Source organism: Bacteroides sp. Marseille-P3684, from assembly GCF_900291465.1.
In the GTDB taxonomy this organism is placed as follows: Bacteria; Bacteroidota; Bacteroidia; order Bacteroidales; family Bacteroidaceae; genus Phocaeicola_A.
The window spans coordinates 1,365,505-1,387,710 of the sequence record NZ_LT985808.1 but is presented as its reverse complement, the minus strand read 5'-3'; the positions used below and the strand labels follow the sequence as shown (position 1 = coordinate 1,387,710).

Here is a 22,206-nt window from a genome sequence, read left to right as displayed (position 1 = left end):
TACCAATTCAACGCTGCAAATATACACCTTTCTTCCATTGATTGTAATCTCTACTAGGCAAAACGGGATAATTTGTATCCGTTCTAAATAACGGCATCGGAGGACGGACAGGGAACTACTGTTCGTTATTCGTCTTTAACCGTTTGTAAGGAAAAGGATTGCAGGAAGATAGGTTTCGGGATGAACGGTACGACGGAAGGTTGCTTCCGTCATTTCAAAAAAAGTGTTTCTAAACAAGCATCACTCCGAGCGGGAGGATTCCCGGCTATAATCCACCTCTATCCAGCCCAGGAAACGTCCGTACTTGCCCATCTGCTGCACCGGGACAGGGAGTCCGTCCAGGTTGAGATAAGTCAACGGATGTTCGAAGTAGGAATGCGAATGACCGCCCAGCACCAGGTCGATATGACGGGTGGAGGCTATCAGCGTCTCGTCGCTCTCCGCTCCCTTCCAACCCAAATGAGAGAGGCAAATCACCAGGTCACAATGTTTCTTCCGCTTCAGCAGGGCAGCGACCCGGTTGGCTGCAACGACAGGGTCCTCGTAACGTACGCCACGGTAGTACTCCGAGAAAATAAGTCCTTGCGGACGCGGGCTGAGTCCGAATACGCCTATCTTCAGTCCGCCCCGATGCAGGATGACGTAGGGCTTGATGAGCCCGTCGAGCGGTGTGTTTTCGAAGTGGTAGTTGGCACAGACCACAGGAAAGTGTGCCCGGCGAACGAGACGTGCCAGGTTGTCCAACCCGAAATCAAATTCATGGTTGCCCAGGGTGCAGGCATCATAGCCCATCGCGTTCATCAGGTCTATCTCCACCTCTCCCTTAAACAGGGCGTAGTAAGGGGAGCCTTGCGAGAAGTCGCCCGAATCAAACAGCAGCACCCGGTCGGCGCCATGCTCTTTGCGCAGCCGATGAAGCAGGGTGGCACGACGGACGGCTCCTGCCTTGCCTGCCAATGCCGTGTCGGGATAAGCAGGTTCCACCGGGTCGATGGTGCTGTGGGTGTCGTTCGTGTGATAGATGTAGAGTTTGTCTTGTGCCTGCACCGTCGGGAGGACGACACACCACCCCATCAGCAGGCAGAGCAGGAAGATGTTCAAACGGTTCATGGTGCTGTTTCTGATTGTAAGAGGATACGGCGCTGTGACGGAGCTGTCAGCGAGTCTCCGGCAGCACGGAGGGACGAGAGATGGTCAGCGAAAAGGTCGCGCAGGTAGACACCCGGCGGAAATTCCTTCTGTGTCACGGTCCCGAGGACCACCATCCTGCTGTTTCCTTCCGCCAGATAGTCGATGGTCGCCACCCGATAGGTGCATGTGTCATCCAGCGGACTTCCGCCGACCGTCGCTGCCAACAGATGTCCCGACGCATCCGCCGTCAGTGTGCAACCCGAAACGGCAACCGACCGTTCGCGCACCGCCGCGGCAAACAACTCCCGAAGCTGGCTGCCCGACAGGGTGAGCACACAGAAACGGTTATCGAAAGGAAGCACCTCATAAAGGTGGCGCAACGTAATGTCGCCGGCAGGCAATGCACTCCGGATGGCACCGATGTTGATGATGCCGACGTCCGCCTTCCTGCCACAGTGACGGACAGCCGCCTCACGCAACACATCCGCCACCAGTAGGGACAATGGACTGTCCATGCTGTCTGCCGTCAACGGTACGGCGGCACGACCTATCACCGGACTCATCACACGGTCTATGCGATTCTTATAAGTGTGGACCAACCTCTGCACCGCCGTGTCGGGAGCCGCATCAAGGGCAGCTGTCAGTTCCAACCGTCCACCCGTCAGCGAATGGATGACCGGCGGACGGGACGACGTACAGGAGGCAGACAGCAGCAAGGCGATGCTGTAAATCAGGGTCAGTCGGGGGTTTATGCTTCTCTTCATAAAAACAATTTCAGACCGCATCCGGGCGGAAAGACGTGCAAAGGTACGTAAAAAGCAAAGAATCACACTCTTTCAGGAAAATATTTGAAGGGAAGCCTTGTGAGTGTGACAAATATCGTGTACTTTTGCACCGCTTTCCGCGCAATCGCTGTCACAGGAAGAGTAACTTGATATGTTGCGTTGGTCACGATAAACAATTTAATAAAACGAACAAATGGATTTAATTAAAATTGCAGAAGAAGCATTTGCTACCGGTAAAGAGCATCCGAAATTCAAAGCTGGTGACACCGTTACCGTAGCTTATCGTATCGTCGAGGGTAACAAGGAGCGTGTACAGATGTACCGCGGTGTTGTTATCAAAATCGCAGGACACGGAAACAAAAAGCGTTTCACGGTTCGCAAAATGTCCGGCACAGTGGGTGTTGAGCGTATCTTCCCCATCGAGTCTCCGGCCATCGACAGCATCACTGTCAACAAAATCGGTAAAGTACGTCGCGCCAAATTGTACTATCTGCGTGCACTTACCGGTAAGAAAGCCAGAATCAAAGAAAAGAGAGTCAGCCTCTAATTCGTTGGCTAAACAGCATAAAAAAGGGAGTCCGAAACTACGGATTCCCTTTTTTATTGCCTCGTCCCTATGGTCTTCTCACACGAATTGGCTATCTTGCCGCCCTAAACCCCAACCAACGGTGCCTCTCACGACACCAACCCGTTGCAAACCATTCATACCGATGAAAAAAATCCTCTTTCCCGTTCTCGGTCTGTTGCTCCTGTCCGTCTCCGTTTCTGCAGACGGGAACGACAACGCCACCCGTCCGTCTGTTCCGGAACGGACTTCCGTGGAACAGTACCCCCACCACTACCGGATGCAGGTGCTGAGCAACCATGCACTCGGACGCATCATCAAGCTGGCAAAAGAAGTCTCCTTCAGCGACGACCGCCGCTGTCTGCTCGAAGCTGCCCTGATCGAACGCCACATCACCTGCGACCAGTGCATCCGTCTGATGAAAGAGCTGGCAGACTTTGACGACGAACGGCTGGACATCGTACGCCTCGTCCGCGGAAACCTTGCTGACCCGGAAAACATCATCGACATCCTGGACGAATTCTCCTTCTCCTCCAACCGCGACACAGCCCGTGAGCTGCTCCGTCCCCGCCGATGACAACCGATACCCTCAAGTCCACCCGATGTCCGTCCGTCTCTGACCTGGACAGACAGATTGCCGCCCTGCTGCAACAGGATGACGAGACGTGCCTGCGCCTTGCCTTCAGTCACTATTACCGTCCGCTCTGCCTCTATGCCACCCGTTACCTGCTGTCCCCCGACGACATCGAGGACCTCGTGCAAGGGGCCTTCATCTCGCTGTGGCGCAATCATCGCGGACGTTTCTTCACCGGTTCGGTGCGTGCCTACCTGTTCGGGGCAGTGGCAAAGGCTTCTCTGAAACGCATGGAGGAGGAGCAACGCTATTTTTTCGTCGACCTGGAGAGCGTGACCGACAGCCTCATCGACGAGCTGACTGCCGAGAGTGATTCCGACCGCGAGCGTATCCTCGGGCGACTTCACCGTGCCATCGATGCCCTGCCTGACCGTGCCCGTCAGGTACTCCGACTCATTATCTTCCAGGGACTCTCCTACCGGGAAGTTGCCAGCCAACTGGACATTTCACCCCACACGGTCCGCAACCATTATGCCTATGCCCTCTCGCAGCTCCGCAAGAAACTGGGAGGGAAATGGATGCTCTGGTTGCTGCTTATGGGGTGATTGCATTCCACCCCCAACTATCACTTTGTCAAAGTGTCAAACGAATCGCCTGAGAGTGCCCTTCCTCGCAGCCAACTGCAAGTTTGTGCGCAAAACGGGCCTTCTCGGGCGATTCGCAAAATACACATTGTCAGAACCGGGAAATAATTGCCTGCATACATACACAAACTGGGACGAAAATATCATCAGCAAGAAAGGAGAATGAAACACATACCTGTCAATATCATAGTTCCCAATCGAACGTCTTCCGGAACAAGCCAGAGGCAAAAATCACTAAATAATTGTTCCCAAACCATAAAACAAGTGTTTCACTGTTCGAAATCTTGACTTCGACGGATGAAACAATATTGTTTCACTCATCAAACAATATTGTTTGACGTACCAAACACAAGTGTTTGACTTCCCAAACAATATTGTTTCGCGGTATAATTATTCGTTTTTGACCCGGATTTGGAATAAGTATGCACGAGCCATCGCATGAATATTCCTAAAAAAGCCTATCTTGCCCGATTTTTCAAAAGTACGCGTTAGCTGGAAACAGTCAAATGAGAAATTCTGTCAAGCAAAACAGAGGAATCGCTTACATTCTGTTTTCAGGACCTCGTCCAGAACTTTTCGTCAGGACTTGCTTGCACATTTCCGGCGATTCGCTACCTTTGTGCTGGAAGTTCACTAAAAATGAAATACTTATGACAAAAGTTATTCGAAAAATCGGATTGGTGGCGCACGATGCCATGAAGAAAGACATGATTGAATGGGTGCTGTGGAACTCGGAACGCCTCATCGGACATAAATTCTACTGCACCGGTACTACGGGAACATTCATCAAGAAGGCGTTGGAGGAAAAGCATCCCGACATCGAATGGGACATCACCCTCCTGAAATCGGGACCCCTGGGAGGAGACCAGCAGATTGGTTCGCGCATCGTGGAGGGGGAGATCGACTACCTGTTCTTCTTCACCGACCCCATGACCTTGCAGCCGCACGACACCGATGTGAAGGCACTGACCCGTCTTGCCGGCGTGGAGAACATCGTGTTCTGCTGCAACCGCTCGACAGCGGACCACATCATTACCAGTCCGCTCTTCACCGACCCGACGTATGAACGCATCCATCCCGACTATACCAACTATGCCCAACGTTTCGCCAACCGCCCCATCGTTTCGGAGGCTGTAGAACAGGTGAAAAAGCGGAAAAACAGAAAGAAGTCCGAGGACTAACGGAGGGAGAAAGTCGGACCGGAAACGAAAACATTGAAAAACGGACAAGGAGGTTTCAGCTGTCCCGAGACAACGAACGTGTCGGGATACGGCTGCAACCTCCTTGTCCGCTTGTTTACCCGTCAGCTGAGCAGCAACTTGGCGAAGCCGGTCATTTCGAACACGCCTTTCACCATCGGCTGTAGTTCACTGACTTCAAGACGTCCGTTCTGAGCCAACACATATTTCTTCAGCTTCAAAAACACACGCAAGCCGGAACTGCTGATGTACTCCATGTCACGGCAGTCGAGGTACAAATCGGGATGGCTCTGTTCCCACACCGGGGACAATGCCTGTTCCAGGTCGTTCGCTGCAACCGTGTCCAGCCGGCCTTCAATGCGGACGGTCGTTTTTGAATCGTTGGTTGTAAGAGATACTTTCATGATTTTATCGAGTTAAAAAGGGAAAACAATCGGGGTTATGAACAAGGTAGCTGCCAGGATGATGACATTCATGATGAGACCCAGCCGCATGAAGTCGGAGAAACGGTAACCGCCGGGACCGTACACCAGCATGTGTGTCGGTGAACCCACGGGAGAAGCGAAGCAGCAGCTGACGGCAATGAGCAGCCCGATGCAGAATGTCATGGGGTTGACGTTCATCGTCAGTGCAGCCTGATAGGCAACCGGATAGAGGATGGCGGCAGCCGCCGTATTGCTGACCAGCTCGGACAGGATGATAGCACACAGGCAGACGCAGGTCAGGGTCAGCAGCGGACTGTTCCCCGAGAAGGACAACAATTTGGCTGCCAGGAGTTCGGCAAGACCCACCTTCTCAATGGCAAGTCCCATGCAGACGGAACCTGCAAAAATCAGCAGGATGCCCCAGTCGATGCTTTCGCGTGCCTGCCGGATGCTGCAACAGTGGGTGATAATCATGGCAAAGGCTGCCAGGAAACAGGAGGTCATGAGAGGCAGCACATTGAATGACGACAGCAGAATCATCGCCACCATAATCAGCGAAGACACAATGGTCTTGGAACCGATGTTGGGCACTTTCTCCGAATCAAACAACTGCAGGTCCGCCTGGTAATTGGCAGGATGCTTCAGGAACGAGGGGCTGCACTCCAGCAGCAGCGTGTCTCCCTTCTCCAGCACGACCTCACGGGGACTCTGCTGGATGCGTTCTCCCTCCCGGGCAACGGCAATCAGGACCACATCATTCTTCTCTTCAAAGTCAGTGTCCTCCATCTTCTTGCCCACCAGCGGACTGGTGAAACGGACGTTCGCCATCTGCAGGCGCCGGTTGCGGTCGACTTCATCCAGAGTAAACACGTGGTGGGTGGCATTGACCAGCTGATGGGACTTCCGCAGTTCCAGAATCCGCTCGACATCACCGGAGAACACCAGACGGTCACCACCGAAGATGAACTCGTCCTTGCTCACCGGGGAGATGATTTCATGGTCAAAACGGATAATCTCAATGATGTGTCCGCCGGGGACCTTGTAAAGCCCGGCTTCCTCGACAGTCTCTCCCACATGAGGACATTCCGTCGGCACCAGCAGCTCGACCGTGTAGTCAGAGACATTCTCCAACGCATCCTCCTGCGATTTCCGTACAGGCAGCAACCGGCTCAATGCCAGTGTGGAGAGAATACCGACCACCAGGCAGAACACACCCACGACCGTCGGTGTAAACAGTCCCATCGCCTCCCCCGTATCGTCGGCATAAAAACCGGCAATCACCAGGTTGGTAGGCGAACCGATGAGCGTGATGGTTCCTCCCATGCACGAGGCATAGCTCAAGGGAATCAACAGTTTTGAAGGGGCGATGCCCAACCTTCTTGCCCACATCTTCACCGCACGCAGGAACAGGGCAACCACCGTCGTATTGCTCAACACCGTGCTCAGCATGGCCACGGGAAACATGAGGCGCAACAGTGCCTTCCCGTACGTCTTGGGCATGCCCAGGCAGTATTTGACAATCCATTGCAGGACACCGGAATAGACCAGTCCGGCAATGATGACAAACAGGGCGCCCGTCATGATGACCGACTCCGAACTGAAGCTGCTGAGCGCTTCGTCCACCGGAAGGACACCCGTAGTGACAAACACCACCATGCTGCCCATAAACACATAATCACCCGGCAGTTTTGTGAAGAGCATCAAGCCGAAGACCACCAGTATGGTCAGCAAGACAATCCACATATCCGGATTCATTCCTAGAAAAATGATACTTTCCATCGTTTTGCTTTATTTAGTTAGAAATGTTGTTTCAGCTTGTCAGCTTGCCCCTCTTCACCAGTGTCAGCCGGTTTTCACCGTCCGTCCGTTGGTAGCGGACCTCGTCCATGATGCGCCGCACCAGCAGAAGTCCCAGTCCTCCCGGCGTCCTCTCTTCTGCGGGAAGCGTCACGTCGGCTTCCGGAACCTGTGTCGGGTCAAAAGCCTGTCCGCTGTCCCGCAACTCGAAAACCAGGTTGCCGTCCCGGCATGCTGCCGTCAGACGGATAAGACCCTCCCCGTCACCGTATGCATAACGGATAACGTTCGTGACCGCCTCCTCTACTGCCAGGAGCACCATCTCCGTCTCATCGGCAGGGATACCGGCACGTTGCCCCGCCTGCTTGACGAAGTCCTCCAGACGGAGAATCTCCGTGAGCCGGTTCTCCAGCACCAGTTCCATCTCCTGCGAATCCGGGTCGTGCTTCAAGCGGAGAGCCAGCATGGTCAGGTCGTCGTTCTGTTCCGCCTCACCGGCAAAGTCCTTCACGCTCCGCTCCAGTGTACGGATAATTTCCTGTGCCGGCAGTTCCTGCATGCCTTCGAGGGTCGCCAGCAGACGTTCCACGGAGTACAACTCCTCCGACGGGTTCTCCGCCTCGGTCAGTCCGTCGGTGTAGAGCAACAGGAGGCTGCCGTTATCCAGACGTCCGGACTCCGCCACGTAGTCGAAGTCCTTGAATACACCTATCGGTATATTGGGCAGGCAGGACAACAGGCGCGGCTTCCCCCCCGTCTGCAGGAACACCGGGGGATTGTGCCCCGCATTGCAGTAGTCCAGTTCGCCGGATGCCAGGTCGAGCACTCCGACGAACAGGGTGATGAACATGTTCGACTCGTTGTTGTCCGCCACCGCACGGTTCAGGGCAGCAACTATTTCACCCGCCGTCTTCCGGTGAACGGCAATCGTACGGAACAGGCTTCGGGTAACCGCCATCAGCAGTGAGGCAGGAATCCCCTTGCCCGACACGTCGCCAATCACGAAGAGCAGCTTCTCCTCGTGGATAAAGAAGTCATACAGGTCGCCGCCCACCTCCTTTGCCGGCTTCAGGATGGCATAGAGGTCGATGTCCTTCCGTTCCGGGAAAGGCGGGAAAAGTTTGGGAATCATGCCCATCTGTATCTCACTGGCAATGCGCAACTCACTCTCGATGCGCTCCTTGCGGACCGTCGTCTGTTGCAGCTCCTCCATGTATTCCGCCAGCTCGCGCTTCATGTACTCGAACGCATCGCGCAGCTGTCCCATCTCATCGTCATACGGGCTCGGAGGCAACGGTGTCTGGAAGTCTCCTCCCGCAATCTGCCGGGCCGCCTGTGCAAAGCGTGACAAAGGGTTCAGAATGTGACGGATAATGTGTCCGCAGACCAGTCCGAGCACCACCAGTCCCACTACGGCAATCAGCACCACGCACCACTGTATCTTGTCCAGACTGGCAAAGATTTCCTCGCGTGGACAGACCGTGGCGACCGACCATCCCGTCGTCTCGATGGGTGCATAAAACACGTAGGAGAGCGTGTCGTCGTTCTGCAACACCTCCATACCCCGTCTGCCTGCCAGCATGTCGCGCCCGATTTTCTGCGTAGTCGAGTCCTTCATGGTCTTGGTAGCGGAAAAGATGGTCTCATGCAGGATACGTTCCGGACGGTGATGGACAATGTAGGTTCCCTCCCTGCCAATCATCAGGTTGTAGGAACGCGGATAAGGGCGTATTCCGTTCACCAGCTCGGTTAGCCATGCCAGCGAGATGTCTGCCGTAAAGACGCCGTACATGCGGTGATCGGCATCATAGAGAGGTTGGGAATAAGTCGTCATGAGCATCTCTCCTCCTCCGGTGTCGTAGTAAGGTTCGCTCCAATGCGCCTTTCCGGTCTGCATCGGACGGGAGAACCACTCCTTTTCGCTGTAATTGTAGCGTTCGGTTCCCAGCTGTCGCCGACGGATATCCCCATTGGCGTCCTTGAACACATAGGGTGAGTAGTAGGAGCCCTTGTCGCGGAAGAAGTCTTCGCGGAAGGCAACGGCACTCCCGCTGATGATGGGATTGCGTTCCACGAAACGGGTCAGGAGTGTATAGAGGGAGTCGGGCTTGTTCAGCTCTTCGCCGACCGCCCAAGAGGAATTGGCAACTGCCGTCTCCACGGAGTTGAGCACACCGTCAATGCGCAGGATGGTGTTATCGAGCTGTGCATCGGCACGGTGTACCGCCTCTTCACGGATGAAGCGGTAGGAAAAACGAAAAATCACGTAAAAGGCGAGAATGAACAGCAAGGCGGTGAAGCCTACGACATAAACGCGCAAACGAGCCGTAAAGGAATGGCTCATGAAGTCGGGGTTCCATCTTTTCATGTGATGTGTATGTTTCTTTCCGGGTATAACCGGACTAAAGCAACAAGATAACTCTTCAGCTACAAATGGATAAGTTCCGGCTCGCAAGCAGACCCTGTCCATTCTATTAACCGTGCAAATTTAGAAGAATCTCGCGGCATAGCTATACAAAAATGACCGTATTTTTCTTCAGACAGCAGCAGAAAGAAGGTAGAAAGGCACAGCATCGCCTATATTGGCAAGGTCTGAAATGCAGTTCAGAGCAGCGGACAAAATAGAAACGAAGAAGGAAACAAGGGAAGCGGACGCAAGAAAAATTCTTAACATACCAAACATCCTATTTATCCAACAAACAGTACATAGTCTCTCCTCTTCAGGAGTCCCGGAATCGTTAAAACCGCCCCATTACGGGCTGTACGGGAAGGAAGCGGACATGGAATATTTACCAAAAGCATGTATTTTCTGCCCCTTTTAGCAGAATGACCGGGAAATCTCTTGCAGATAACGCTTTTTACATACATTTGTGAAGAGTTGACGAAACTCAACGGAACTTTCGACCCCAAGACAGGACAGACCGCTGTCGACGAGGACGCTGCCGGCGCCAGTGTCTACCAGAGCCTGACCGATGCGAACAACCACACCTTCACCGGCTTCTTCCTTCCGCAGACTCTCGGAAGCGAAGGTTTGCTCATCGAGGGTGCCATGAGCACGAAAACAACCCGCGTATATTATAAGGTGGAAATCACCAACCTGAAAGAGCTGCTTCCGGGCTACTCCTACAACTACACCCTGACAGCCAACGACTACAACGACAGCCCGATTCGCCTGACCATCACCGGGACGCAAATCAGCCCGTGGAAAGATGTCGACGGCGGCAACCTGGAGCCTGACCCGGGCGTAGTGGGTACAGAGACCACCATGACCCCTTCAGACTGGGGCACCATCACCAACGAGGACATCGAGGCAACCCCGAAGAAATAGCCTTTATCTCATCTTATTAACAGACTAAGACAAGTTCATATCATGAAACTATCCGCATACTTATCCATCGCGTTGCTGGCAGCCGGTATGTCTGCCACCGTTTCCTGTTCCCAAGAGAACGAGCCTGACCTGACCGCCTCTTCCGTACAAGGACTGACCATCAGCATCTCCGATTCCGGCTATGCCACGACCGACGGCACACGTGCCATCGACCAAGCCTACAAGACCACTTTCACCGATGGGGATGCCATCGGCGTGTTTGCCGTACGCAGCGGCAAGGTGGTCGAGAAAATATCCAACCGCAAGTTCACCTTCAAGGAGGGAAACTGGGAGCTGGAGGGTGAACCCATCGAATACAAGGGCACGGAATTCAAATACATGAAGTTCTTCGCCTACTATCCCTACAGCGAAGATGTGAAGTTCGACGCCGGGAAATGGGATGCAGCCACACAGACGGGCGACCCGTTCGAATCGTATGTCAACACCTGGAACATCCAGTCCGACCAAAGCGGCGACAACTACACGAAGCAAGACCTCATGACCAGTTCAAGCGATGCCGAGGGGGAACGTCTGCAAGGCAAAGTAGCCTTCACGATGACCCACCGCATGAGCCTCGTCGTGCTGGAGATGCCGAAGCTGACCTATGACTTCACCAATCCGGGACTGGACGACTATCAGATGAACGTTTCACCTGCGGACTTCCAAATCAACGGCAAGGCAGCACATCCGCATTACGACGCAGCGACCCATACCTACCTGGCACTGGTCAATCCCGGCAAGGACTTCACCATCGGCGGTTCCTACACCGGTACCCAACTGATGGAGTACAGCGCCAAAGGGAACCTGCAAGGTGGCAACGCAAAGAAATACACCATAAAGGATGCAGGCAAGATCAGCTATACCCTTGCCATAGGCGACTATTTCTGCGCCGACGGCTCCCTGGTAAGCAAGGATGCGGAGACGGTCCCGGCAAATGTCGTGGGCATCGTGGCATACGCCGGCAATCCGCAGCCGCACGTCATGGCTCCGGATGCCTGCAGCGATGTGCAGGACGCGCTCTTCCGCGACTATCCTTCCGCTTCTCACGGACTGATACTGGCGCTGAACAATGCTGCGCTGGAAGACGGCTCCACCACTTCCCAATACCACTCCGGCAAGTCAGGTACGTATGATACCTGGTTCGATGACGATGCGGAATGGGCAGGCAAGTTCGTTTACTGCAACACCAGCCGCAACGGCAGCCTGAAGAACGATGTGCTCGCCATGTATCCCGCCTTCTTCGGTTACAACAACACGGTCCTCATGACCATGGTGACGGAAGAGGGAAAAGGTTCTCCCTCGACCTGCGACTATGCCTGCAAGTTCATCCAGGCATACCGCTCCGCCGTGGAACTTCCTGCATCGGCAAGTCCGTGGTACCTCCCGTCCGCCAAAGGTCTGCAACAGGTAGCAGACAACCTGAGCCAGCTCAACAGCAGCCTGACGAAAGCCGGCGGACAGGAACTCGTCTCCACTACCGCACAGTCCGGACACTACTGGACGAGCGTCCTGCGCAGCGAGGTATACCAATGGACCCACGGCATGGAAGGCGGGCTCTATACCGTCCTGGCTGAACGCGGCTCACGAGCCGGACAATTCCGCATGATGGCAGCCTTCTGATTGCCGCATGCTTCCTTACTCCTAAAGACAGATATCTATGAACAAGAAAAACTACATAACAGGCACGACCCTACCCCTGGTCCTGTTTGTGTCGGCATTTGCAGCCTCGCCCCTCGCCGGGAGCAGGGTCCTTGCCGAGACACGGATGGAACAGCAGCAGGGCATCCTCAAGGGTACGGTCGTGGACGATAAAGGCGAACCGGTCATCGGTGCAAGCGTACAGGTGCAAGGTGTAAAGGCGGGTGCCATCACCGATATCGACGGAAACTTCTCCATCAAAGTCAAACCGGGCACAAGGCTCACCATCTCTTTCATCGGCTATCAGACGGTGACCATGGAGGCCCGTCCGGGCATGACAATCACCCTGCACGAGGATACACAGATGATTCAGGAGGTGCAGGTCGTCGCCTACGGTGTGCAGAAGAAAGTGACCGTGACCGGTGCAGTCGCCAGTGTGAAGACCGAAGACCTGACCCGTACACCGGTAGGCTCGGTATCGAATGTCCTGGGCGGACAGATGACCGGTCTGACCACCGTGCAGTATTCCGGAGAGCCGGGCTCGGATGCGGCGAGCATCTTCGTCCGCGGCAAGGCGACCTTCGGGGATTCATCGCCGCTGATTCAGGTCGACGGCGTGGAACGCAGCATGAACGACATCGACCCGAATGAAATCGAGAGCATCACCGTCCTGAAGGATGCTTCCGCCACGGCTGTATTCGGCATCCGAGGGGCAAACGGCGTCGTCCTGATAACGACCAAACGTGGCGCAGAAGGCAAGGCGAAGATATCCTTCACCACGTCTGCCAGTATCCTGACACCGACAAAGATGGTGGAACAGGCAGACTCTTACGACTATGCCACGTTCTACAACCGGATGCGCGAGCTGGACGGGATGACACCGATGTTCTCGGACGAGATTATCCAGAAGTTCAAGGACCACTCCGACCCCATCCGCTTCCCCGACACCCGTTGGGCGGACTACATCATGAAGGACCGGACGCTCCAGAGCCAGCACAACCTGAGCATCTCGGGCGGCACGAAGACGGTGCGCTACTTCATCTCTGCCGGAGCCTATACGCAGGGCGGCCTGTTCAACAACTTCAGCCTCCCCTATAACCTGGACTACTCCTACCAGCGGTTCAACTACCGCTCGAACCTCGACTTCACCGTGACAAAGAGCACCACGCTGCAAATCAACCTGAGCGGCAACGTGGACAACTCCGACAAGCCGCACACCAGCCAGGGCGCGTCGGGCATGATCAAGAACATGTACTATGCCACACCGTTCTCCAGCCCCGGCATCATCGACGGACGCTACATCGTGACCGCCACCGACTACAGCGACCTGCAGCTGCCGTTCACGGGAGGCACCGGCATGGCTTACTACGGTACCGGCACCAATCATCAGAGCAACAACAAGCTGAACGCCGACCTCGTCATAGACCAAAAGCTCGACTTCCTGACCAAGGGACTCTCGTTCAAGCTGAAAGGTTCCTACAACAGCGACTTCACCATCTACAAGTATGGCGAAGGTGGCGCCGTGGCAGTCTATACGCCGGTCATTCAGGAGGACGGTTCACTGAAGTACCGCAAGTCGGGCGAGAACACCGACATCCGATACAGCCAGAAGACCGGCAAAGGACGCGACTGGTACATGGAGGCTGGCTTCAACTACGCACGCACCTTCGGCGACCACAGTGTCAGCGCCCTGGTGCTCTACAACCAGTCGAAGGAGTACTACTACGGCTCGACCTACAGCGACATTCCCCGCGGCTATGTCGGATTGGTCGGACGTGCAACCTATGACTACAAGAACCGCTACATGGCTGAGTTCAACATCGGCTACAACGGCTCGGAGAACTTCGCTCCGGAACGTCGCTTCGGTACGTTCCCTGCCGGCTCAGCGGGATGGATACTCAGCGAGGAGAACTTCTTCAAACCGCTGAAAAAGTACGTCAGCTTCCTCAAGCTGCGCGTCAGCTTCGGATTTGTGGGCAACGACAAGACCACAAACAAGGACCTGCGCTTCCTCTACCTGGCAGACCCGTATGAAATCAACAACAGCGAGTCCCCCAACCGCAACGGAGGCTATGGATACAACTTCGGCATCGAGAACGGAACCATCAGCCTGGGCGCCCGCGAAGCATCGAAGAACAATGCCGACGTCGGTTGGGAGAAAGCCTTCAAACAGAACTACGGTATCGACGCCAACTTCTTCGACGACCGCTTGCGCGCGACCTTCGAGTACTACCGGGAACACCGCACCAACATCCTGCTGCAGGACGGGACCGCTCCCAGCATCATCGGCTTCAGCGTGCCTTTTGCCAACCTGGGAGCTGTCGACAGCTGGGGATGGGAACTGTCCCTGAAGTGGAACGACAAGTTCGGCGACGACTTCCGCTACTGGGCAAACCTCAACTTGTCGCAGAACCAGAACGAGGTCATCGACCGCAAGGAAGCTCCGCAAAGCAACCTCTACCAGTATCAGAAGGGACACCGCATCGGGGCGCGGTCGCAATATGTGTTCTGGCGCTACTACGACGAACAGACGCCGGACCTGTATGAGCAGACTTTCCACCGCCCCTATCCGCAACAGATGGCGGAACTGCGTCCGGGTGACGCCGTTTATGTGGACCTGAACGGTGACCGCAAGATTGACGTGAACGACATGAGCCGCGACTACGGCTACACCGACGACCCGGAGTACATGCTCGGCTTCAACTTCGGCTTCAGCTGGAAGAACTGGGAGTTCAACAGCCAGTGGACAGCCGCGTGGAACGTGTCGCGCATGATTTCCGATGTGTTCCGACAGCCCTTCACCTCGGCAACGGGACCCACGACGGGCGGTCTGCTGGCCTACCACCTCGACAACACATGGACACCCGACAATCCGTCGCAGAGCGCCAAGTATCCGCGTCCGACCTGGGAGAATGCGACCAACAACTACGCATCGAGCACGCTCTATGAGAAGGATTCGAAGTACCTGCGCCTGAAGACGCTCCAGCTGGCCTACAACTTCAACTTCCCCTGGATGAAGAAGCTGAAGATGAACACCTGCCAGCTTGCCCTGAGCGGCTACAACCTGCTGACCTTCACACCCTATCTCTGGGGAGACCCGGAGACCCGGGCTAGCAATGCCCCGTCCTACCCACTGGCACGCACTTACACACTGAGCTTAAAACTGGGATTCTAACTTAAAAGCAAACAACTATGAGAACTACATATACCTGGGTCATCGGCGCCCTGCTCTTCGCGTCCGTCGGAGCTGCCTCGTGCGTGGATGACATCAAATTCGGGAATGCCTTCCTGGACAAGGCACCGGGAGGAACAGCCACCAAAGACACGGTGTTCTCCAGTGCGCTCTACACCCAGCAGTTCCTGAACGCCATCTACGGACGGCAATACTACGGACTGCCGTACAAGGACGACACCTCGCTGCCCGTCTCCAGCAGCGCCTATGTGGGCAAAGCGGAAGCCTTGTCCGACTGCTGGCAGCTGCACTGGGCGGCACCGACCATCTATTCGCAATACTACACGGGCATCCACAAGGCGAACTACGTCCGTCGCGAGGACAAGTTCTGCTGGAACGACGAAAAGGTCTGGGAGGTCACACGCTGGTGCTGGCTGCTCATCGAAAACATCGACAAGGTGCCCGACCTGAGTGCCTCCGAGAAAGCCCGCATGGTGGCAGAGGCAAAGTGCCTCATCGCAACCCGCTACTTCGACATGTTCCGACACTATGGCGGACTGCCCATCCTGCGCTCTTCATTCATCGGCAACGAATCGAGCTACAGTAATCCGCGGGCAACGGTGGAGGAGACCGTGAACTTCATGATTGAGATGCTCGACGACGCCATCAACTCGGGCGCACTGCCCTGGGCTTACGACGGCTCCACCGCAGCCACCAGTCCGACTTACACGGGACGATGGACGAAGGCGGGAGCCATGGCGCTGAAGTGCAAAATCTGGCAGTTTGCCGCTTCTCCTCTGTTCAACGATGCGCAAGGCTACGCCGGGGGTTCGTCGGAGGCGGAACAGAAACATCTCGTGTGGTACGGAGGCTACAGGAAAGAGTTGTGGGACAACTGCCTGAAGGCTTGCGAGGACTTCATGAACGCGCTCCGGCAGAACGGGTTCTACGAACTGAAGCAGTCGGTCAACAACACCCCGGCAGGCTATCGCTGGGCTTACCGCATGGCGTACATCGCACAGGACAGCCGCGAGATTCTGCACTCCGTCCGCACCAATGGCTATGATGCCTTCAAGTCCGCCACCTACATGTGGCACTATTGGGCGGACCTGGGACGCAACTCCTACACTCCGACGCAGGAGTATGTCGAGATGTTCCCGTGGGCTGACGGCAAACCTTTCGACTGGGACAAGACCAAGGCGGAAGGAAGGCTGGACGCCATGTTCATGACCGGCACGCTCGAAGGGGGCGACCTGACGCTGACTCGTGACCCGCGTCTCTATGAGAGTGCCCGCGTCAACGGACTGCCGAAAATGCTCGACTGGTCGACTCCTGCAGGCGTGATGGGCGGACAGCCCTACGAGCTCTGGGTGGGAGGCTATGATGCCGGAAACAACTCGAAGAACGAGACGGGACAATACGCCACCGGTTATGACAACATGAAGTATTACTTGGGGAACGACTACCTGCGCCAGTACACCCAGTGGGTGACGCTCCGCCTGTCGGACATCTACCTCACCTATGCCGAAGCACTCCTGCAGGCACGCAACGACAATGCCGGTGCACTGGAGTATATAAATAAGGTAAGGGCACGTGTCGGACTGGGCAAGCTAGAGGACTGCAACCCGGACAAGAACCTGCGCAGCAACAAGGCCAACCTCCTGCAGGAGCTGCTCCGCGAGCGTGCCTGCGAACTGGGACTGGAGGATTCACGATTCTTCGACCTCATCCGTTACAAGCGGAAGGACCTCTTCGAGAAGGAGCTGCACGGACTGCTCATCTATCGGCTCGACGAGAACGGCAACCGCATCTACACGAAGTGGTTTGAGGGCGACCAGAACAAGGGCGCGAAGCAGCCGACCCGCTTCGACTATGAGAAGTTCGTCCTGAAGAACATCCGCCGCTACTGGTGGGATAACGGCTTCGATGCCAAATGGTACCTGTCGCCCATCCCGGAAATAGAAATCAACAAGAAGTATGGTCTCGTACAGAACCCGGGATGGTAAGGTCCGGCAAGACGAGAAGTGAATAACCAAACGATGAATGGATTTATGAAAACATATAGATATCTGATAGTAGCAGGACTGATGTGCGCGAACCTGCCTGCACTGGCGCAAGAAGCCGTCGGGAATGTCACGGGAGTGGTCGTCGACCCGGCAGGACGCCCCGTCTATGGCGCGTCGGTCATGGTCATCGGTGCGCCCGGTACGCGGGTGGAGACCGACAAAGACGGCAAGTTCTCCATCAAGGCTGCCAAAAACGAAAAGCTTGTCGTGTTCAGTCCCGACAAAGGGACAACCACTGTCCGGGTGGACGACTCACTGACGAAGGTGGTCATGGGCTATAAGGCGGAAACGGTCGACGTGGGCGCCGACCGCACGTTTACCCGCGGAGAGTCGACCATGGCAGTCTCGACGGTCTCTGCTCCGGCACTCGACAAACGCGCTGCCAAGGACATAGCCAATGCGTTGCTGGGACAGGGGCTCGGGCTCATCTCCCTGCAGAATGCCGGCAACTACGCGGCTGTCGAACCGACGTTCTACGTCCGTGGCTTGCAAAGCCTGTCGAGCAGTGCCCCGTTGCTCCTCGTCGACGGCGTGGAGCGTGACCTCTCGTTCGTCAGTCCGGAGGAGGTGGAGTCCGTCTCGGTACTGAAGGACGCACCTGCCGTGGCATTGTATGGCTACAAGGCGGTCAACGGAGCCATCCTCGTGACGACCAAACGGGGCAAGTACAACACGCGCGAGATGCGGTTCACCTACGACCATGTCACCAACTTCCTCTCACGCAAACCGGAGTTCGTCGACGCGCCGACCTATGCACGCGCCATGAACGAGGCACGCGCCAACGAGGGACTGGCACCGCGCTATGCCGACAAGGAAATCGAATACTTCGGCAACGGAGAGTTTCCCTACCTCTATCCCAACGTGAACTGGCTCGACGAGACGTTCAGGAACACCGGCGTGTCGAACAAGTACACGATGGAGATACGCGGGGGAGGGTCCAAGTTCCGCTACTACACGTTGCTCGGACTGGTGACCGACAAAGGCTTCATCAAGCACCCCGACGTGAACGACGGCTACTCCACACAGAACAAATACGCACGCGGCAACCTGCGTTCCAACCTGGACATCGACGTGTCCAACAGCACCCGGCTGAAACTCAACCTGCTGGGAACGCTGTCCGAGTCGAGCCGGCCCGGCGCGTCCGCCAACCTGTGGGACATGATTTACACCGTGCCTGCCGGCGCCTTCCCCATCCGCAACGAAGACGGGCTCTGGGGCGGCAACAACAATACCTTCACGGGCACACTCAACCCGGTAGCACAGGCACAGGGAGCCGCCTACTCGAAGGGACACACCAAGAGCCTTTATGCCGACCTCACCCTGACACAGGACCTCTCCGGGTTCGTCAAAGGGCTGGGAGCGACCCTCCGCCTGGCATACGACAACTACTCCTCCATCTGGGAAGACCACAGCCAGGCATACCAGTACGGCGGCTACGTCGTGACCTACGACGAGGTGAACGGACCGTTCTACACCCAGACCACCGGAGGCGAGCCGGGCACCATGGGCAAGAGCGCCAACATCAACAGCTGGATGCGGCTCTTCAACTTCGCCGGAAGCATCGACTACAGCCGCACCTTCGCCGGGAAGCACGATGTGTTCTCACAGGCCAAGTGGGAATATGAGTTCCGCGATGCCTACGGACTGAACACGACCATCTTCCGGCAGAACCTCTCGTGGTTCACCCACTACGGCTATGCCAAGCGTTACTTTGCCGACCTCGCCCTGTCAGGTTCCGCCTCCAGCCTGCTGGCTCCGGGACACAAGTGGGCGTTCTCGCCGACGGTCTCTGCGGCATGGGTGTTGTCGGAAGAGGACTTCATGCAGCGTGCGTCCTGGGTCGACTTCCTGAAGCTGCGCGCCTCCTTCGGTGTCATCAACGCCGACTACCTGCCGAAGGACGGGAGCGACACCGTGCTCGACTACTGGGACCAGATTTACACCACGAGCGGCGTGCGCTACATGTTCAACAGCGCCTATGACTCTTCGTTCGGAACGACTGCCATCAGCCGTCTCGCCTCGGTGAACTCCACCCACGAGAAAGCGTACAAATACAACCTGGGCGTAGACGCCACGTTGTGGGGCGGTCTGGACGTGACCCTGGAAGGATACTACCAGCGGAGGAAGGACATCTGGGTGTCGTCCGACGGCAAATACACCGCCGTGCTGGGCATGGGTGCCCCGTTCGAGAATGCCGGTATCGTCGACAGCTGGGGCGTGGAGGTCGGAGCGAACTACACCGCCCGGCTCGGCTCCGTCATCGTGAATGCCGGCGGGAACTTCAACTGGAACCGCAATGAAATCAAGGAGCAGCTGGAGGAGCCGCGCCAGTATCCCAACCTGGTCCAGACGGGACATAGCCTCAACCAGCTCTACGGACTGGTTGCCGACGGACTGTTCAGGGACGCTGACGAAGTGGCACAGCGACAGCAGACGCTGCCCCAGAACTTCAGCACGCTCTACGCTGGCGACGTGAAGTATAAGGACATCAACGGAGACCACCTCATCGACAGCAACGACCGGACCGCCATCGGCTACAGCACCACCGCGCCCCGCATCTTCTACTCCTTCCACCTCGGAGCGGAATGGAAGGGATGGGGGGTCGACGCCCTGTTCCAGGGGACGGCACAGTACTCGGCACTGCTGAACACGAAGAGCCTCTTCCGTCCGCTGCTGAACACCACCACGCTCTCCAGCCACTACTATGACAACCGCTGGACACCCGAGCATCCCGATGCCCGTTATCCGCGTCTCGCCACCCAGAGCTCGAACAACAACTACCAGACGAGTACCCTGTGGCTTGCCGACCGGTCGTTCCTGAAGCTCCGCAACGTCGAGGTGTACTACCGCTTCCCCAAGAGCCTGCTCCAGAAGACACGCTTCATCGGCGACGCCAAACTCTATGCCCGGGGAGTGGACCTGCTGTGTCTGGACCACATCGACGTGGCGGACCCGGAAGCGTACGGCGCCACCAACCCGCTGAACAAGAGCCTGGTCGTGGGACTGCAAATAGGTTTTTAATCCTTTAAGACAAGACGAACTATGAAACTGAATACATTCCTCTGTGGCGTCCTGTGCCTGGGAGCGCTGTCTGCCTGCTCCGAAGAGATGGACTACCACGAATACAACAACTACGATGAGGACTTCGTGAAGCTGAACTTCGGCAATGTCGGCGGCCTGATAACCAACATCTACTCGGACCTGGACACCGACTTCGGCTCCTACTCCGGCGCGGTCCTCGGCGCCGCGACCGACGAAGCGGAGTACGCGTACTCCGGCGGTGCCATCGAGACGTTCTACAACGGCACCTGGAGTCCGGTCAACACGCCCGCCGGCGCATGGAGCTCCTGCTACCGCGCCATCTCCAACTGCAACCTCTACCTGGAACGGTTCACCGGACTGACCTTCCCCGAACTGGAGATGAATGCCGACTACAAACCGCAGATGTACCGCTACAACAACTACCGTTACGAGGTCCGCTGCCTGAGAGCCTACTACTACTTCCTGCTCGTGCGCCAATATGGCGACGTGCCCTTCAGCGACCATGTACTCACTGCCGACGAGAGCAACAGCCTCCCGCGCACCCCGGCACAGGACATCTTCGACTACATCATTGCCGAGTGTGACGCCGTGAAGGACTCCATCATCGCCGACTATGCCAACCTGCCCGCCGACGTCGCCCTGCCTGCCGAGTCACCCGAGACGGGACGGGTCAACCGCCTGACCGTGCTCGCCCTGAAGGCGCGTGCCGCCCTCTACGCCGCCAGTCCGCTGTTCAACCCGACGGGCAACAAGGAACTGTGGCACCGCGCCGCACTTGCCAACAAGGAGCTGCTCGACGCCGCCGACGCCGCGAAGATGAAGCTCATCGACGACTATGCCAAGCTGTGGACCAAGAACAACTACAAGGACGCCACCTCGGAAATCATCTTCGGCAGAAGGGCGGACCGCGAAAGCAGCAGCATGGAGACCTCCAACTTCCCCGCCGGACTGGAGAACTGCAAGGGTGGCAACTGCCCGACGCAGAACCTCGTGGATGCCTATGAGATGGTGGACGGGAAGCCTTGGGACCAGAGCGCGTTCTACGATCCCGCCAACCCCTGTGCCAACCGCGACCCGCGCCTCGCCGCAACCATTGCCGTCAACGGGGAGACGGGCTGGCCCGCCTGGAACGAAGCCCCGCTGGAGACCTTCCAGGGAGGAGCCAACGGCGAACCGGTCAACGGGGGCACTCCCACGGGCTACTACCTGAAGAAGTACTGCCAGGGCGACATCGACCCGCGCTCGAACAGCACCAACAAGTCGGCATACCACACGTGGATTACCTTCCGCCTGGGAGAGTTCTACCTCAACTATGCCGAGGCAGTCTTCCGCTACCTGGGCAGTGCCGACGCCACCAGTGCGGAGTTCCCCCTTTCCGCCCGGGAGGCAGCCAGCCGGACCCGCGCCCGCAAGAGCGTCAACATGCCACCCTTCCCCACCGGCATGAGCAACGACGAGTTCTGGACGAAGTACAAGAACGAACGGATGGTCGAGCTCGCCTTCGAGGGGCACCGCTTCTGGGACGTCCGTCGCTGGAAAGAGGCTGACAAGTACTTCAGGAGCATCACCGAGATGAAGATTACCCGGCAGACGGACGGCACGTTCGCCTACACCCGCAAGGAAGTAGCCCGCCAATGGGACGACAAGATGTACTTCTTCCCCATCCCCCAGGCGGACAAGCTCAAGAACCCGAACCTCGGGCAGAACCCGGGCTGGGGTGACTGACCGACGGGCGTCCGCCGGACACCCTCCCGGCTCCCGGCACCGGCAGGAGACCGCCCGACCGGTGCCGGACCGGGAA

15 protein-coding genes are annotated in these 22,206 nt (G+C 56.7%); 10 read left to right on the top strand and 5 right to left on the bottom strand.

Annotated features, from left to right (window positions below):
* Window positions 1–240: 240 nt before the first annotated feature.
* Together C8275_RS05260 and C8275_RS05255 are read right to left on the bottom strand one after the other, a co-directional pair.
* Complete coding sequence (locus C8275_RS05260) at window positions 241–1,110, bottom strand: metallophosphatase (protein WP_106484381.1); 870 nt, start codon at window positions 1,108–1,110, stop codon at window positions 241–243.
* Window positions 1,107–1,895 (bottom strand): 5'-nucleotidase C-terminal domain-containing protein, encoded by a 789-nt coding sequence (locus C8275_RS05255; protein ID WP_157948182.1) that lies wholly within the window; start codon window positions 1,893–1,895, stop codon window positions 1,107–1,109. The genes C8275_RS05260 and C8275_RS05255 overlap by 4 nt, the downstream gene beginning before the upstream one ends.
* Before the next feature lie 214 nt (window positions 1,896–2,109).
* On the opposite strand from C8275_RS05255, the gene rplS reads away from it, so the two are divergent.
* From rplS to C8275_RS05235, 4 genes are all read left to right on the top strand, one after another.
* Window positions 2,110–2,463: a 50S ribosomal protein L19 gene (rplS, locus tag C8275_RS05250; protein ID WP_022384784.1), complete on the top strand. Its 354-nt coding sequence runs from the start codon at window positions 2,110–2,112 to the stop codon at window positions 2,461–2,463.
* A 163-nt stretch (window positions 2,464–2,626) separates the two neighbouring features.
* Window positions 2,627–3,058 carry a DUF4476 domain-containing protein gene (locus tag C8275_RS05245; protein ID WP_106484379.1) on the top strand — a complete coding sequence of 144 codons (432 nt, stop codon included), beginning with the start codon at window positions 2,627–2,629 and terminating at the stop codon, window positions 3,056–3,058.
* Entirely contained in the window at window positions 3,055–3,660 is a 606-nt protein-coding gene (locus C8275_RS05240; RefSeq protein WP_022384786.1) for an RNA polymerase sigma factor, read from the top strand. The genes C8275_RS05245 and C8275_RS05240 overlap by 4 nt, the downstream gene beginning before the upstream one ends.
* A gap of 689 nt (window positions 3,661–4,349) precedes the next feature.
* Window positions 4,350–4,880 (top strand): methylglyoxal synthase, encoded by a 531-nt coding sequence (locus C8275_RS05235; RefSeq protein WP_022385375.1) that lies wholly within the window; start codon window positions 4,350–4,352, stop codon window positions 4,878–4,880.
* 122 nt (window positions 4,881–5,002) lie between these two features.
* On the opposite strand, the gene C8275_RS05230 is transcribed toward C8275_RS05235, so the two are convergent.
* From C8275_RS05230 to C8275_RS05220, 3 genes are read right to left on the bottom strand one after another with little or no spacing between them, the layout of a single operon-like run.
* Window positions 5,003–5,302 carry an STAS domain-containing protein gene (locus C8275_RS05230; protein WP_106484378.1) on the bottom strand — a complete coding sequence of 100 codons (300 nt, stop codon included), beginning with the start codon at window positions 5,300–5,302 and terminating at the stop codon, window positions 5,003–5,005.
* Window positions 5,303–5,314: 12 nt separating this feature from the next.
* Window positions 5,315–7,102 carry an SLC13 family permease gene (locus tag C8275_RS05225; RefSeq protein WP_106484377.1) on the bottom strand — a complete coding sequence of 596 codons (1,788 nt, stop codon included), beginning with the start codon at window positions 7,100–7,102 and terminating at the stop codon, window positions 5,315–5,317.
* Window positions 7,103–7,133: 31 nt separating this feature from the next.
* Window positions 7,134–9,488 carry a SpoIIE family protein phosphatase gene (locus C8275_RS05220; protein ID WP_199881862.1) on the bottom strand — a complete coding sequence of 785 codons (2,355 nt, stop codon included), beginning with the start codon at window positions 9,486–9,488 and terminating at the stop codon, window positions 7,134–7,136.
* Window positions 9,489–9,998: 510 nt separating this feature from the next.
* On the opposite strand from C8275_RS05220, the gene C8275_RS05210 reads away from it, so the two are divergent.
* From C8275_RS05210 to C8275_RS05185, 6 genes are read left to right on the top strand one after another with little or no spacing between them, the layout of a single operon-like run.
* Window positions 9,999–10,448: a fimbrillin family protein gene (locus tag C8275_RS05210; RefSeq protein ID WP_157948181.1), complete on the top strand. Its 450-nt coding sequence runs from the start codon at window positions 9,999–10,001 to the stop codon at window positions 10,446–10,448.
* A gap of 42 nt (window positions 10,449–10,490) precedes the next feature.
* The gene (locus tag C8275_RS05205; protein WP_106484373.1) at window positions 10,491–12,107 is read left to right on the top strand and encodes a fimbrillin family protein; all 1,617 of its coding nucleotides are present in this window, start codon (window positions 10,491–10,493) and stop codon (window positions 12,105–12,107) included.
* Window positions 12,108–12,144: 37 nt separating this feature from the next.
* Complete coding sequence (locus tag C8275_RS05200; protein WP_106484372.1) at window positions 12,145–15,300, top strand: TonB-dependent receptor; 3,156 nt, start codon at window positions 12,145–12,147, stop codon at window positions 15,298–15,300.
* Between the two features lie 17 nt (window positions 15,301–15,317).
* Window positions 15,318–17,303, top strand: coding sequence for a RagB/SusD family nutrient uptake outer membrane protein (locus tag C8275_RS05195; RefSeq protein WP_106484371.1), 1,986 nt, complete (start codon window positions 15,318–15,320; stop codon window positions 17,301–17,303).
* A 45-nt stretch (window positions 17,304–17,348) separates the two neighbouring features.
* Window positions 17,349–20,384 carry a SusC/RagA family TonB-linked outer membrane protein gene (locus C8275_RS05190; protein ID WP_106484370.1) on the top strand — a complete coding sequence of 1,012 codons (3,036 nt, stop codon included), beginning with the start codon at window positions 17,349–17,351 and terminating at the stop codon, window positions 20,382–20,384.
* Window positions 20,385–20,405: 21 nt separating this feature from the next.
* Window positions 20,406–22,130 (top strand): RagB/SusD family nutrient uptake outer membrane protein, encoded by a 1,725-nt coding sequence (locus tag C8275_RS05185; protein ID WP_106484369.1) that lies wholly within the window; start codon window positions 20,406–20,408, stop codon window positions 22,128–22,130.
* Window positions 22,131–22,206 lie beyond the last annotated feature (76 nt).

Bases quoted from the DNA above. Each gene is read 5' to 3' on its own strand.
- C8275_RS05235 (WP_022385375.1), top strand. From the start codon at position 4,350: ATGACAAAAGTTATTCGAAAAATCGGATTGGTGGCGCACGATGCCATG.
- C8275_RS05185 (WP_106484369.1), top strand. From the start codon at position 20,406: ATGAAACTGAATACATTCCTCTGTGGCGTCCTGTGCCTGGGAGCGCTG.
- C8275_RS05195 (WP_106484371.1), top strand. From the start codon at position 15,318: ATGAGAACTACATATACCTGGGTCATCGGCGCCCTGCTCTTCGCGTCC.
- C8275_RS05190 (WP_106484370.1), top strand. From the start codon at position 17,349: ATGAAAACATATAGATATCTGATAGTAGCAGGACTGATGTGCGCGAAC.
- C8275_RS05205 (WP_106484373.1), top strand. From the start codon at position 10,491: ATGAAACTATCCGCATACTTATCCATCGCGTTGCTGGCAGCCGGTATG.
- rplS (WP_022384784.1), top strand. From the start codon at position 2,110: ATGGATTTAATTAAAATTGCAGAAGAAGCATTTGCTACCGGTAAAGAG.
- C8275_RS05260 (WP_106484381.1), bottom strand. From the start codon at position 1,110: ATGAACCGTTTGAACATCTTCCTGCTCTGCCTGCTGATGGGGTGGTGT.
- C8275_RS05225 (WP_106484377.1), bottom strand. From the start codon at position 7,102: ATGGAAAGTATCATTTTTCTAGGAATGAATCCGGATATGTGGATTGTC.
- C8275_RS05245 (WP_106484379.1), top strand. From the start codon at position 2,627: ATGAAAAAAATCCTCTTTCCCGTTCTCGGTCTGTTGCTCCTGTCCGTC.
- C8275_RS05255 (WP_157948182.1), bottom strand. From the start codon at position 1,895: ATGAAGAGAAGCATAAACCCCCGACTGACCCTGATTTACAGCATCGCC.
- C8275_RS05230 (WP_106484378.1), bottom strand. From the start codon at position 5,302: ATGAAAGTATCTCTTACAACCAACGATTCAAAAACGACCGTCCGCATT.
- C8275_RS05200 (WP_106484372.1), top strand. From the start codon at position 12,145: ATGAACAAGAAAAACTACATAACAGGCACGACCCTACCCCTGGTCCTG.
- C8275_RS05220 (WP_199881862.1), bottom strand. From the start codon at position 9,488: ATGAAAAGATGGAACCCCGACTTCATGAGCCATTCCTTTACGGCTCGT.
- C8275_RS05240 (WP_022384786.1), top strand. From the start codon at position 3,055: ATGACAACCGATACCCTCAAGTCCACCCGATGTCCGTCCGTCTCTGAC.